This is a genomic window from Clostridia bacterium, assembly GCA_017438525.1.
GTDB lineage: Bacteria > Bacillota > Clostridia > Oscillospirales > RGIG8002 > RGIG8002.
The window spans coordinates 14,036-27,316 of sequence record JAFRVI010000057.1; the positions used below are offsets into that span (position 1 = coordinate 14,036).

The following is a 13,281-nucleotide window of genomic DNA, read 5'->3' on the forward strand; positions in this document are numbered from 1 at the left end:
AAAACGGGGCGGGCGCCGCGCCCACCCCGCTTTTTTATTCTATTCCGTTTTATCCGGCGACGTTTTCCGTGTCGGTATAGTCCTTTTTCAAGCTTATGTCGGCGCCGAGCGCGCGGAGCTTCTCGATGATATTCTCATAGCCGCGCTCGATGTGGTGGATGTGGGTTATCTCGGTCTCGCCCTCCGCCATGAGTCCGGCGATTATCATCGCAGCGCCGGCGCGCAGGTCGGTCGCGCGGACCGGAGCCGCCTTCAGCTTCTCCACGCCCTCGATGACCGCGATCTTGCCGTCCACCTGGATGTTCGCGCCGAAGCGCTTGAGCTCGTCGACGTATTTGAAGCGGTTCTCCCACACGCTCTCGTTGATGATGCTCGTGCCGTTGGCGATGGAAAGCACCGCCGCGATCTGCGGGTGCATATCCGTCGGAAAGCCGGGGTGCGGCATCGTCTTGATGTTGACCTTGTTCAGCGGGCCGGTCCTGCCGACGTAGACCGCTTCGTCGTATTCGCGGATCTCCGCGCCCATTTCCTCCAGCTTCGCGCTGATGGATTCAAGGTGCTTCGGGATGATGTTGTTGATCAGCACTTCGCCGCCCGCGCCCGCGACCGCCGCCATGTAGGTGCCGGCTTCGATCTGATCGGGGATCAGCGCGTAGCTGCAGCCGTGGAGCTGCTGGACGCCGCGGATCTTGATAGTGTCCGTACCGGCGCCGCGCACGTCGGCTCCCATCGTATTCAGAAAGTTCGCGAGGTCGACGATGTGCGGCTCCTTCGCAGCGTTCTCGATGACGGTCAGTCCCCTCGCCTTCACGGCGGCGAGCATGATGTTCACCGTCGCGCCGACGGAGACGACGTCGAGGTATACGGACGAGCCGAGGAGCCGGTCCGACTTCAGATTGATTATTCCGCCGGTTGTGTCGACCGTCGCGCCAAGGGCCTCGAAGCCCTTGATGTGCTGGTCGATCGGGCGCACGCCGATATCGCAGCCGCCCGGCATCGGAACGGACGCTTCGCCGAAGCGCCCGGCAAGAGCGCCGAGAAAGTAGTAGCTGGCGCGCATCTTCCGCGCGAGCTCGTAAGGCGGAGCGACGTTGCGCAGTCCGCGCGTGTCTATGTCGAAGCTGTTGGCGGTGCGCATAGTCACCGTCGCGCCCATGCTGGTGAGCGTTTCGAGCTCCGTGAAGACGTCGGATATGTTCGGTATGTTATCTATGTGGCACACGCCGTCGGAAAGGATCGCCGCCGGAATGACCGCTATGGCGGCGTTTTTCGCGCCGCTGATATTGACTTCACCTTTCAGGCGCCTGCCGCCTCTTACGATGATGCTGTCCAAGTGAAATATCCCTCCGTGTCCGGAATCGGTATTTTCGCAAATTACACTTGTTATAGTATAACACACAGTTAGTAAAAATAAAAGAGGAAATTTGATTTTTTTGTCAAATTTGCGGCCGATACGGTGTATCGGCCGCAAATCGGCTTTGTTATGCGGTTTTATTCGACCGTAACCGTCGAGCGTCCGCTGAAGCCCCAGGCGTTCCCGGAGTCGCAGGCGTAGGCGCTGTTGACGGCGAAGGTTCCGGGCGTTACGGCGCGGACGTAGAAGACCGCGCGGGCGCTGCCGCCTTGGGACCAGGCGCAGATCGTGACGCGCTGGCCGTCCTGATCGCAGAGCCAGGCGTGGTTGCTCGCGCTGTAATCGTACTCGGAGAAGCGGAAGCCGGACGGGATGTAGTCCATGACGTTGACGCTCTGCTTGTTCTTCACGCCGGAAACGTCGATCGTCACGCGCACCTTGTCGCCGACGGAAATCTTTCCGCCGCGCACCGATTCGACGCGCTTGGAGACGGTGTAGGTCGCGCCGGAAACGTCGAGCTCGTCGGCGCCGCCGGTGTAGTAAGCGGTCACGTCGACACTGCCTTCGGTCACCGCGAAGTTCGCGGCGGCGAGCTCATCCGTCGTGATCCTGAGCGTCTTCGTCGCCGTTCCGTTGAGCGTTACGGAGCCGCCGGCGTATTCAAAGGACGCGCTGCCGTATGCGCCGCGGAGCATATTGGCGGCGTATATAACCTGCTGCAGTCCGTAGAAGTCGGTCGGCTTCTCTATGTCGCAGATATGCTTCATAAGGCGCTTGGCGATGTTTCTGTCGGTGCGGGAAACGATCGTCAGCGCCATCGCGGTGAGGCGGTCATTTATATCGCCGTCGTCGCCCGCCTTGATGAAGGCGCTGCCGCTTACGCTCTCGGAAACGAGCGGGCGGAAGGTCGCGTTGAACTCCGCTTCCGCGCCGGAGTCATCGCCCAGCGCAGCGAGCGCGCAGGCGTAAAGCATACGCGAGTAGAGGTCGGACACATCGGATTCCGCGAGCTTGGCGCGGACTTCAAGCAGTACCGGATCGCCGAGCGCGGCGAGGACGAGGTACTTCTCCGTTTCGTCAAGCGACTGCGCGTAGCTTCTGACGCGCGCGGCGTTGAAGGCGTCCGGATCGGCCCAGACCGCGAACGCGGTCACGAAGGGATCCGTTTCGGCGTAGGGATATATCGCCATACCGCCGTTCGTCTCCTGCAGTTCGCCCTGCTCCGCTTCGGAAACGGCGTAGAACGCCTTCTCCTCCTCCGGCGCGAAGGACGCGAGCATCCTGCCCGCGACCGCAGCCGCGAGGCGCTGGTCGGCTCTGCCGCCGACGGAGTAATAAAGCTTGTAAAGCGCAGAGGCGATATACTTTGCGTTACCATTGCTGAAAACGAGCGTCACGGGCGAGCGCAGCGCGTTGACGTCGACTCCGCCCGCGAGGTCGAACTCCTTGAAGAGCGGGAGCTCGTCGGCGTTCGATATGACTCTGAAGGTCTCGGCGATCGCGTCGCTTTCGGATCCGTTCTTTCCGCTGACGGTGACGGTGTAAACGCCCTCGGGCTGCTGCCCGAAGTTGAAGTAGGTGAAGGCGTTGCCCTTTGCGGACTGCGTGAGCGTCTGCTCGGAGCCGTCCGGCTTCGCGAGCTTCGCGGTGAACTCGGTCTCGCCGACGGAAACTCCCTTGCCGTACGCGTGGACGCCGAAGGAGACGTCGTCGCCCGTCTGGTAGGTCTTCGCCACGACCGCGTCGGTCACGAAGCTCAGCGACGCGCTGACGTTCTTTTTGCCGTTGCCGCCGTAGAGATCGTCCGAGATCGCGTTGACGGTTATGCGCCAGTCGGTGACGTTATCGGGGAGCGTTATCGTTATTTCGGCATTGCCGTTTTTGTCCGTGCGCGCGGTCTCGAACGCCGCGGTATCGACGAAGTTTTGTCTGACGCCGCCTTCGTCTCCCCCTCCGCCGCCTTCGGCACCGCCGTCGTCGTCGCCGTTGAATGAATGCTGCGTGAAAGAAACGAAGGTATCCCTGACGCCGCTGCCGAGCCACCTGTCATAAACGGAGCCGAGCAGGTCGGCGTTCTGCGGAGCGACGGCGAACTGCGCCTCATCAACGACGCTGACGTTCACTGTTCCGGCGTGGCCGGCGCCCTTCTCGTCCTTGACGGAAACGGTTATCTTCATCTCGTCGCCGGGTCTGTATTCTTTCTTATCCGTTGTTATGTCTACGTTCAGTTTCTTCTCCGCATAGTCGTAAGGCACGACAGCGTCGTTGAGCTTGTAGATGCGCCTGCCGTCGAAGAACGCGCCGACAAGGTAGACGTCGGGGGCGTACTCCTCCTTGAAGGTGAACTCGAACGGGAAGGAGGCGCAAACGCGCTCCTCGCTGAATCCCTCGTTGACGATACCGAGCATGAGCGTGCCGCCTTCCGGACGAACGCCGTCCTTGCCGAGCAGGTCGAGCGTGAAGGTCTCGCCTATCCTTCGTGCTTTCATCCGTTTGACAGAGTCATACCAGCCGATGCCGTCGTATTCTCTGTCGCTTTCGGACAGACCGAATCGTTTGACGTTACTCTCGCTGCCGACGTAATAGTAATACCTTTCGTCGACGGCGGTCGCGCTTTTTATGAACCTGCCGCTGTCGTCGGTGCAGGAGGCCTCAACCATATAGTAGCCGTATTCGAGCGGCTCGAGAGAGACGTCCGTCTCGACTACGCCGCCCGCGGCGGTGAAGACCGAATCGAAGACGGTTTCCTCATGTCTGTTATAGTTGTACCTCTTCGCCGTGACCGTCTTCTTCGCGATGTAATCGTAATATGTGTATTCCGTCGGCGGATCGTAATAGTTTTTCTTGATTGTGATCCGGACGTCGGTATCGTAGGGCGCGCCGCGGAGCGGTTCGTAATCGATATAGTAGTTATCGAGCACATCGGCGGTCAGGTTATCCTTGAAGCGATTGACCTTCGCGGCGACGTGTGCAACGCCGTCCCCGCCCTTCGCCTCGACGGTTATCATTGCTGAAGAGCGTAGGTATCTGTAGCTCAGTCCGAACTCGTTGACCTTGTCGAGCGTGACGTTATCCTTGACGGTGATGTATTTGTAACTCGGGCTCCAGTAGCTGTAGTTATCACCCGCGGTCACCGGGAAATCGACCGTTATCCTGCCCTTAGAATCCGTGGTGTAGGTGTTGCCGTCGATGATGAACTCCTCGTCCGCGGCGGGGATGCCGCCGTAGTACTCCGCGGTCATTCCGAAGTGTACCGTCTCGCCTACCTTGTAGTAATCCTTCAGCTTGTCGAAGGTGACGTTGAAGGCGGGCTTGGTGTAATCCTCGACCTGTATATAATCGACGAAGACGGCTTCGTCGCCGACGATCGCGGCTATGCCGTAGTAATCGTGTTTGAAGGATTTGAGCGGCAGCTTCGCGGTGAACACGCCGTTCTCGTTCACCTCCGCCTCGACGGAGATAACGCGGTTTTCGGCGGGTATATCGCTGCGGCTGCTGTCCGATACGTAGTCGTAGGTGTATTCGACCTCGCCGAGCGCGACGGTGATCTTCGCGGGCAGCGCGGAGGAGTACCTACCGCGCAGAACGCCGAATACGTTTATCGTATCGGTCGGCAGGTAGGATTCCCTGTCGGTGTAGATGTAAGAATAGTATCTGTCAGACGCCGGAAGCTCCTCCGCCGGAACGAGCAGCACCGAGCCGATGAAGGGCTGACGGCTGCCGTTCTCGATCTTCACGACAGCGGCGCGGGCGTCACCGGTCAGCGGAATGGAAACGCTGCCGTTACCGGAAGTCTTCACCGCGCTCTCGCCGTCGACCGTCACGGTCGCGCCGGAGGCGGAAGTCGCGGTCTTCGCGTCGTTCACCCAGACGAGGAGGCGCTTGTTTTCGCTGCGCATATAAACGACTGTGTCGTTGACCTGGATAAGCTTCTGGATGACGTAGTCTTTGCCGCCGATCTTCGCAGAGGCGGTCACGACGTAATAGCCCTCCGGCAGTTCTTCCGGCAGGACAAGGAAACATTTTGAATAACTGCCGGATCCTTCGGGTATAAGATTGAGCGTCGCCTGAGCGTGCTGATTCATACCCGCGGTGTCGACAATATCGTAGCCCCGGTTCTCATAGTAGTAGCTGCGGCTGTAGAGGTTCTTGACCTCAATGGCGCGGATGAGTTCCGCGTAGGCGTCCGCGGACGCCACCTTGTGCACCGTGACGTCGAAGGGTATTTCGCTGTATTTGGTGATGCGGCCCCTGTCCGAATAGGTATCCGCGCTCAGCTCGATGACGGGCACGTCGGTCGTCAGGAAGGTCTCCTCAATGCTTCCGGCGCGTTCGATCAGGTAGTTGGTATCGTAGTCCCTGTCAATGTTGAAGGTCGCGGTCGCGTCTTCCTCTAATTCATCGCCGGATGCGGTTCTGAACCCGGCCTTGACGGTGACGACGTAGGTCGTCATTTCCTCCCAGCGCTTCTCGGGGATGATGACGACGCGGTTGCCGACCTTCTCCATCCTGTACGGCGTGGTCGACGGCTCGACGGTGATGAAGCTCTCCCAGTCGGTGAAGTCGTCGCGTGTGAAGGTTATCTCAATGCCGGTGTTCGGCTCGGCGACGCCGCCGTTCTTCGGGAAGAAGGAGCGCACGCCGAACTCCGAGCGCGTCTGGAAGGCGTAGGAGCGATCGTTGCCCTTGCCGTCGTCTATCATAAACGTGAGGATCGAATCCGGCTCGAGCGGCTCGTCGAAGGTGAGCAGGTAGTTGCCCTGCTCCGTCTTCTCCAGCTCGTAAGGCGTTTCAACACCCGCGGAAAGCTGCGTGCGCAGGTCGTCGGCGTCCGCAAAGCGCTCACCGGCGATCAGGAACTGCGACTCGGTGAAAACGCCGTTGACGTCCGCTGCCGTCGGAGTTATCTCCGCGCTTATCGCCACGGGGTCCGAAACCGCGGGCTTGAGCGCGAAAAGCAGCACCGCGCCGACCGTTATCGCGACGAGCGCGGCGGCGACGGATACGCTTATCGCCTTGTGCGTTGATATCCATTTGCCAATCGAAGAAAAGATTTTCATATCTCTCCCCTCCTTTTACGATTGCATTATATCACGCTGTAAGCAAAAAAGCGATTACAAAAAGTTACAGTTTTGTAACTTTTTTGTAACTTTTGTGTATATTTTTTCATATTCCTCTTGACAACGGGGAAATAATGAGATAAAATATAAAAAATCGCGTATAATTATGAGGTTTTGGTATGGAAAAACTTTGGACGGGAAGGTTCAAAAAAACGCTCGACGAGGCGGCGAACGCCTTCAACGCGTCGATATCGGTCGACAGCCGGATGTACCGCGAGGACGTGACCGGCTCGATCGCGCACGCGAAGATGCTCGCGGCATGCGGCATAATATCGGAAGCGGACGGCGCCGCGATTGTCGCGGGGCTTGAAGGCATACTCGCGGATATGGAAAGCGGCGCGCTCGCGCCCTCGCCGGAGGCGGAGGACATACACTCCTTCGTGGAGGCGGAGCTGACCAAGCGCATCGGCGACGCGGGAAAGCGCCTGCACACCGCGCGCAGCAGGAACGACCAGGTCGCGCTCGACCTGCGGCTCTATCTGCGCGGGCGCATAGACGAGCTTTCCGAAGCGGCGAAGGAGCTTATCTCCGCGCTGCTCGACGTCGCGGAGGCGAACGCCGACGCCGTTATGCCCGGCTACACGCACCTCCAGCGCGGGCAGCCGATCGTCTTCGGCCACCAGCTCTGCGCCTACGCGCAGATGCTGCTGCGCGACCTCGGGCGGCTCGCCGACTGCCGCAGGCGCATGAACGTTTCCCCGCTCGGCTCCTGCGCGCTCGCGGGCACGACCTACCCGATCGACCGCGCGATGACGGCGGAACTGCTCTGCTTCGACGCGCCCTGCGCGAACAGCATTGACGGCGTTTCCGACCGCGACTTCGCGGTCGAGCTCGCCGCGGACTGCGCGATAATCGCGGCGCACCTCTCGCGGCTCGCGGAGGAGACGATCCTCTGGTGCTCCCGCGAGTTCGGCTTCGTCGAGCTGGACGACGCCTACTCCACCGGCTCCTCGATAATGCCGCAGAAAAAGAACCCCGACGTCGCCGAGCTCGTGCGCGGCAAGACGGGGCGCGTCTACGGCGATCTGACGACGCTGCTGACGCTGCTCAAGGGGCTTCCCCTCGCATACAACAAGGATATGCAGGAGGACAAGGAGGCGATCTTCGACAGCGTGGACACCGTCTGCGACTGCCTGCGGCTCTACGCGCCGATGCTGCGCACGATGAAGGTGGACCGCGCCGCGATGCGCAAAGCTTCGGCGGAGGGCTTCATCAACGCCACCGACTGCGCCGACTATCTGACGAAGAAGGGCGTCCCCTTCCGCGAAGCGTATAAGCTCACCGGCGGGCTCGTCGCGTATTGCATCGACGGGGGCAAAACGCTGGAAACGCTGACGCTTGAGGAATATAAGGGCTTCTCCCCCGTCTTCGAGCAGGACGTCTTCGACGCGATCGACCTCGACGTCTGCGTCGCGAAGCGCACCAGCTTCGGCGGCACCGCCCCCGACAGCGTAAAGGCGCAGATAAAGGCGATGAGGGAAGAAATAGGGTAACCCTCAATATTTATTCAACAGTAAATGAATCGTACGACAAAGCCGGAGGCAATCGCCTCCGGCTTACGTTTTTTTGCGGGCGATCAAGCTCGCCCCTACTTCACCACGGCGGAGTCGACGGCGGTCTGGATGACGGTGTCGACGAGGCCCCATATCGTGATGTTGCTTCTGCCGTACTTCTGCAGGCACTCCTCGTTGCTCGCGCAGTTATACTGCTTCGCGTAGTATGCCACGTAGTCGTTGAACTCCTCCTCGCTCAGCTCTATCCCCTCGCGGCGCGCGAGCGCGACGCAGACCATCTGCGTTTTCACCTCGCCCTGCGCGTATTCCTCCGTCTGCTGCAGGAAGGTCTCGTAGCTCATGCTCATATACTGCTGCACGAAGCCCTCGAGCGTTAAGCCGTAGGCGTCCGCGTACTTCTGATAGTTATCGGTTATCTCCTTTTTGAAGGAGTCGATCTCCTTCTGCGGATACTTCAGCACCTTCGCGCCGCCGAGCAGCTTTTCGCGGACGGCGGTCCACTTTTTGTTCGTCTCGTTATCCGTTCTCACGTCCGCGAGGAACGCCTCGGCGCTGTCGTAGTCGCCGAAGTTCGCGGCGACGTACTCGTCGGTTATCTCCGGGTAGGTGTACGCCTGGATGGAGTTGACCTTCACGTTGAAGACGACCGGCACGCCCGCGAGGTCGGGATCGTTCGGGTACGGGTCGGGGAAGTTGAGGTCGAGCGAGACCGTCTGCCCTATCTCCACGCCGATGAGCCCGTCCTCGAAGCCGGGGATGAACTGCCCCGCGCCGATCTCGAGCCCGTCGTAGCCCTGCGCGGTGCCGCCTTCGAACGGGACGCCGTCGCGCAGGCCCTCGAAGTCGATGTTCACGAAGTCGCCCTTCTGCACGGGGCGGTCGGTCACGGGCGCTTTTTCAAGCGCGTTGTTGTTGAGCAGGAACTCGTGTACCGTTTCGATGACCTCTTCGTCCGTGACGGCGATCTCGGCGGCGGAAATTTCGATGCCCTTGAATTCGCCCGGCTCGACGTATTCGTTCAGGTCGTAGTCGTAAAAGTCGTATTTGCCGAGCGGTTCGCCCGAGCCGCCGGAGGCGGTTTCGCCTTCGCCGCGGCAGGCGGAAAAGCCGCAGAGCGCGAGCGCGGCGAGCAATATCGCAAGCGTTTTTTTCATAATAATATCTCCTTTACAGCGCGTTATAGAGCTTCTCGCCCTTCGCCTTCAGCAGCAGCATCGCGGCGCAGGCCGCGAGCGCGGAAATCCCCGCCGAAGCGAGCATAAAGGCGTTTGCGCCGAGCTCGAATTTGAAGATGATAAGATAGAACAGCACTCCGAAAAGCGCGCTGAATATGAAACCGAGCCCTATCGTGAGACCGACCGACGCGCTCTGCTTGACGACGGCGTTTTCGTTCGTCCATTCGAGCTTCGGGTGGCGCAGGTTGATAAGCAGTCCCGCGGCGGATATGAAGAGCGTATAGCACGCGGCGGCAATAAAGACGACCGCCCAATCGAGCGGCGAAATCACGCCGACAGCCGCGACGACCGCGGACGCCGCGAGCACCGGCGCTCCGCAGACGAGCAGGTTGAGCGCGATCTTCGCGGCGAAGACGTCGCGGGGACGCAGCGGCATCGCCTTCAGCTGCGGGAGACGGCGCCCTTCGATCGAGATCGAGGACGCGGTCGTGCTGCTCATAGATATGCAGAAGAAGACCGCCATCATCACGACGGGCGCCGCTTCAAGAGGTCCGTACAACGCGGCGCCTTGAAGCTTTACCGCCGCGTAGACCGCGCCGATAATCAGCATCAGCGGCGCGAACGCGGTGTTCATAAAATACGCGAAGGACGAGAAATAGCCGGCCGCCTCCTTGCGGAACAGCGCGGCGAAAACCGACTTCGCCCGCGCGCTGTGCGCGGCGCCGCCCTTCGCGGAGGCGGATGCGTTCACTTTGCTCACGCTGCGGTTGAAGCGCAGCGACGCGATGAAGGCGACGAGCGCGATAAACGCCGCGGATACCGCCGCGAAAAGCAGCAGCGGACCCCATTTCAGCGCCGCGCCGTCAAGGCACCAGCGCAGAGGCGGGAAAAACCTTCCCGCGGCGCGAACCGCCCCGTCGGGGTCCAGCAGCAGGCGCGTCATAATGCCGTCCGACTCCGACATGAACCAGAGATAGACGCCGACGAAGAGCGCGACGCCTATGACGTTGCGGATCATCCTGCTCTTTCCGCCGAAGGAGAAGCGGCTGAACGCCGCCGAGATCAGCAGTCCGAGCCCGACGGGTATCATCGGGACGAATATGAACATAACGAGTGCCGCGACGATGAAGAGCAGCGGCGGCGCGGCGAAATACGCGTAAACGGCGAACGCCGGAACGAGCACTATCGCCGAATAAAGATAATTCTCCGCAAGGAAGGCGCAAAGCTTGCCCGCGTAGATCTGAAAGCCGGTGAACGGCATCGACATCAGCACCTCGAGGTTCGTGGCGCGGAACATACGCGCCGAGCCGGTCGACGCCGCGGTTATCAGCGTCAGCAGCGCGTCGGCGCAGATGAATACGAGCAGCACGGAGATGTAACCGGCGTTCATCCCCTGCGCCGCCTTCGCGATCGTGAAGGCGTAAAACGCGGAGGCGCCGAGCATCAGAAGCACAACGAGGACGCCGAACAGCATGTTAGCCGCGCTCCCCTTGTTTTTGCTCCTGCGTTCGACGAGACGGCGCGGATTCAGACTTTCCGACGCCTCGGCGCGAAACAAAGTCCAGATGTTTCTCATTCCGTCAGCTCCAAAAATACTTCCTCAAGGGAGTTGTCGCCCTTGATATCGGCGGTCGCGCCGCAGGCGATGAGCGCGCCGTTTTTGATTATCGCCATCTTGTTGCATATCTTCTCCGCGACGTCGAGCACGTGGGTGGAGAAAAACACCGCGCCGCCGTCGGCGACGAGCTGTGCTATCAGTTCCTTAACCGTGAACGCCGATTTAGGATCGAGGCCCACAAAGGGTTCGTCCATTATCAGCAGCTTCGGCGAGTGGATCAGCGCGGAGATTATCACGAGCTTCTGCTTCATTCCGTGCGAATAGGACGAAATGACGCTGCCGAGATCGTCGTAAAGCTCGAGCATACGCGCGTATTTCTCCGTCCGCTCGGCGCGGTCGGCGGCGGAAACGCCGTATACGTCCGCGACGAAATCGAGGTACTTTATGCCCTTCATGTTGTTATAAAGCTCGGGGTTGTCGGGGATGTAGGCGAACTTGCGCTTGCACTCGACGGGGCGCTCCTTCAGCGAAACGCCGTCTATATATATCTCGCCTTCGTCGAAGTCGTGGACGCCGGCGACCGCCTTGAGCGTGGTCGTTTTGCCCGCGCCGTTGTGGCCGATGAAGCCGAAAACGTCGCCCTTTTCGATATGCAGCGACAGATCCCTCACGGCGTAGACGCCCTTTTCGTAGGATTTGGAAAAGTGTTCGATCCTTAACATAGTCTTCTCCTTATACGTGTTTTCCCTCTTTATGAGAAGGAGTGATCCGAGGATCACTCCGTTATTTCTCGCTTTTTTGTAAAAATTACTCCATTATCTCGTCTTCGTTCTCGAGGTTGTGGTAGACGTTGATGACGTCATCGTCGTCATCCAGCATCTCGAGCAGGCGGCGCATAAGCTTCTGCTCCTCCTCGCCGTTGACGGTGACGTAGTTGGACGGCACCATCTCGCTCTCGGCGGAAAGCACGTTGTATCCCGCGGCTTCAAGCCCTTCGCGGACGGCGGTGACGTCGTTCGGCGCGGTGGAGATGACGTAGGCCTCGTCCTCTTCGGTGAAGTCCTCGGCGCCGAGCTCAAGCGCGTCGTCGAGCGTCTGCTCGCCCTTCGCCTTGTCGGTGACGATAACGCCCTTGGAGGTGAACATCCAGCCGACGCAGCCGGTCTGTCCCATATTGCCTCCGTTTTTGTCGAAGCAGTGGCGGACCTCGGACGCGGTGCGGTTTTTGTTATCGGTCAGCGTTTCGACTATGATCGCGACGCCGCAGGGGCCGTAGCCCTCGTAGGTCAGCTTCTCATAGTCGTTCTTGTCGTCGCCGCCGGCCGCCTTCTTGATCATGCGGTCGATGTTGTCGTTCGGGACGTTGTTCGACTTCGCCTTCGCGATCAGGTCGCGCAGCTTGGAGTTGGAGGTCGGATCGCCGCCGCCTTCCTTGACCGCGACGGATATCTCTCTGCCGATCTGGGTGAATATCTTGGCGCGGGCGGCGTCGCCCTTCGCCTTCTTGTGCATTATGTTCTTCCACTTGGAATGTCCGGACATACAAATCTCCCTTTCCGCAATAAAAATGCTTCCGTATGATTATACACCATACAGAAGCATTATGCAATATTTTTTTGGCAGATTCTCTCTAAATCAAAGGGGCTCCTTGTTGACGTCGTCGAAGCCCTGGCCGAGCACCTCTGTCGCGTGAAGGATTATGACGAACGCGTTTTCGTCGCATTCCTTGACGATCCTGCGGCATTCCTGCACCTGCTGACGACGTATCGCGCACATGATGACGTTCATAGCGTTATTGGTGTAGCCGCCGGAACCGCGCAGCACGGTGACGCCTCTGTGCAGGCCGTCCATCAGCGCGGACTTGATCCCGTCGGTATTGTTGCTGACTATCAAAGCCACGCGCGCAACGGAGTTGCCGTCGAGCACCGTGTCGATGACCGCGCTGGTCAGATAAACGACGATAAGCGAGAATATCGCGGAGTTTTCCGCGGCGGTAACGCCGTTGAGGCGGAAGACAACGTAGCCGGCAACGATTATTACGAGGTCGACTATGAACATCATCCTGCCGAAAGAAACACCCGGGAACTTCAGGCGCATCAGCTTCGCCGCGATCTCGGAGCCGCCCGTCGTCGCGCCGCGCAGGAAGATTATCGCGAGGCCGATGCCGCTGGTGACTCCGGCGCAAAGCGCCGCGATAAGCCCGATCGCCGGCTCGTTATTCGTCGGGAAGTATTTGAGATTCGGGAAGACCTTCGCGATCAGCTCGGTGAATACCGAAACAAGCGTCATCGCGATGAACGTCTTTGACACGAACTTGAAGCCGAAGCAGGCGAAAGCGGCGATGAAAAGCGGCACGTTCAGCACAAAGTACATTATACCCGCGTCCCAGCCAACCGTATTCTGCAATATTGAAGCGATGCCGGAAACGCCGCCCGGAACGATCCTGTGCGGCAGGATAAATACGTTCATAGAGAGAGAGTAGATGATAGCTCCGACTATGAAATACGCAATATCGACTATTCCGGTCTTTCTATTGAGTATCTTATCGAGTTTGTTCATT

Annotated in this window: 8 protein-coding genes; 1 reads left to right on the top strand and 7 read right to left on the bottom strand. The window is 59.6% G+C overall.

The window, feature by feature from the left end; all coding sequences use genetic code 11:
• Positions 1–49 precede the first annotated feature (49 nt).
• On the bottom strand, positions 50–1,333 hold the full coding sequence (locus IJL83_05770; protein MBQ6553104.1) for a UDP-N-acetylglucosamine 1-carboxyvinyltransferase: 1,284 nt from the start codon (positions 1,331–1,333) through the stop codon (positions 50–52).
• 158 nt (positions 1,334–1,491) lie between these two features.
• Positions 1,492–6,414 carry a hypothetical protein gene (locus IJL83_05775; GenBank protein MBQ6553105.1) on the bottom strand — a complete coding sequence of 1,641 codons (4,923 nt, stop codon included), beginning with the start codon at positions 6,412–6,414 and terminating at the stop codon, positions 1,492–1,494.
• Between the two features lie 179 nt (positions 6,415–6,593).
• On the opposite strand from IJL83_05775, the gene argH reads away from it, so the two are divergent.
• Positions 6,594–7,967 carry an argininosuccinate lyase gene (argH, locus tag IJL83_05780; GenBank protein MBQ6553106.1) on the top strand — a complete coding sequence of 458 codons (1,374 nt, stop codon included), beginning with the start codon at positions 6,594–6,596 and terminating at the stop codon, positions 7,965–7,967.
• A 95-nt stretch (positions 7,968–8,062) separates the two neighbouring features.
• Here argH and tig read toward each other — a convergent pair whose 3' ends face one another.
• The 5 genes from tig to IJL83_05805 form a co-directional block, all read right to left on the bottom strand.
• A complete protein-coding gene (gene tig, locus IJL83_05785; protein ID MBQ6553107.1) occupies positions 8,063–9,142 on the bottom strand; it encodes a trigger factor in 1,080 nt (359 codons plus the stop codon).
• A gap of 13 nt (positions 9,143–9,155) precedes the next feature.
• Complete coding sequence (locus tag IJL83_05790) at positions 9,156–10,739, bottom strand: hypothetical protein (protein MBQ6553108.1); 1,584 nt, start codon at positions 10,737–10,739, stop codon at positions 9,156–9,158.
• Complete coding sequence (locus IJL83_05795) at positions 10,736–11,443, bottom strand: ABC transporter ATP-binding protein (protein ID MBQ6553109.1); 708 nt, start codon at positions 11,441–11,443, stop codon at positions 10,736–10,738. Before IJL83_05795 ends, IJL83_05790 begins: the two co-directional genes overlap by 4 nt.
• Before the next feature lie 85 nt (positions 11,444–11,528).
• Positions 11,529–12,263: a YebC/PmpR family DNA-binding transcriptional regulator gene (locus IJL83_05800; protein ID MBQ6553110.1), complete on the bottom strand. Its 735-nt coding sequence runs from the start codon at positions 12,261–12,263 to the stop codon at positions 11,529–11,531.
• Between the two features lie 93 nt (positions 12,264–12,356).
• On the bottom strand, positions 12,357–13,280 hold the full coding sequence (locus IJL83_05805; GenBank protein ID MBQ6553111.1) for a YitT family protein: 924 nt from the start codon (positions 13,278–13,280) through the stop codon (positions 12,357–12,359).
• Between the last annotated feature and the right edge of the window lies 1 nt (position 13,281).

Excerpts from the sequence above, each read along its gene's own strand:
- IJL83_05805 (MBQ6553111.1), bottom strand. The coding sequence starts at position 13,280 with ATGAACAAACTCGATAAGATACTCAATAGAAAGACCGGAATAGTCGAT.
- IJL83_05795 (MBQ6553109.1), bottom strand. The coding sequence starts at position 11,443 with ATGTTAAGGATCGAACACTTTTCCAAATCCTACGAAAAGGGCGTCTAC.
- IJL83_05775 (MBQ6553105.1), bottom strand. The coding sequence starts at position 6,414 with ATGAAAATCTTTTCTTCGATTGGCAAATGGATATCAACGCACAAGGCG.
- IJL83_05800 (MBQ6553110.1), bottom strand. The coding sequence starts at position 12,263 with ATGTCCGGACATTCCAAGTGGAAGAACATAATGCACAAGAAGGCGAAG.
- IJL83_05790 (MBQ6553108.1), bottom strand. The coding sequence starts at position 10,739 with ATGAGAAACATCTGGACTTTGTTTCGCGCCGAGGCGTCGGAAAGTCTG.
- tig (MBQ6553107.1), bottom strand. The coding sequence starts at position 9,142 with ATGAAAAAAACGCTTGCGATATTGCTCGCCGCGCTCGCGCTCTGCGGC.
- argH (MBQ6553106.1), top strand. The coding sequence starts at position 6,594 with ATGGAAAAACTTTGGACGGGAAGGTTCAAAAAAACGCTCGACGAGGCG.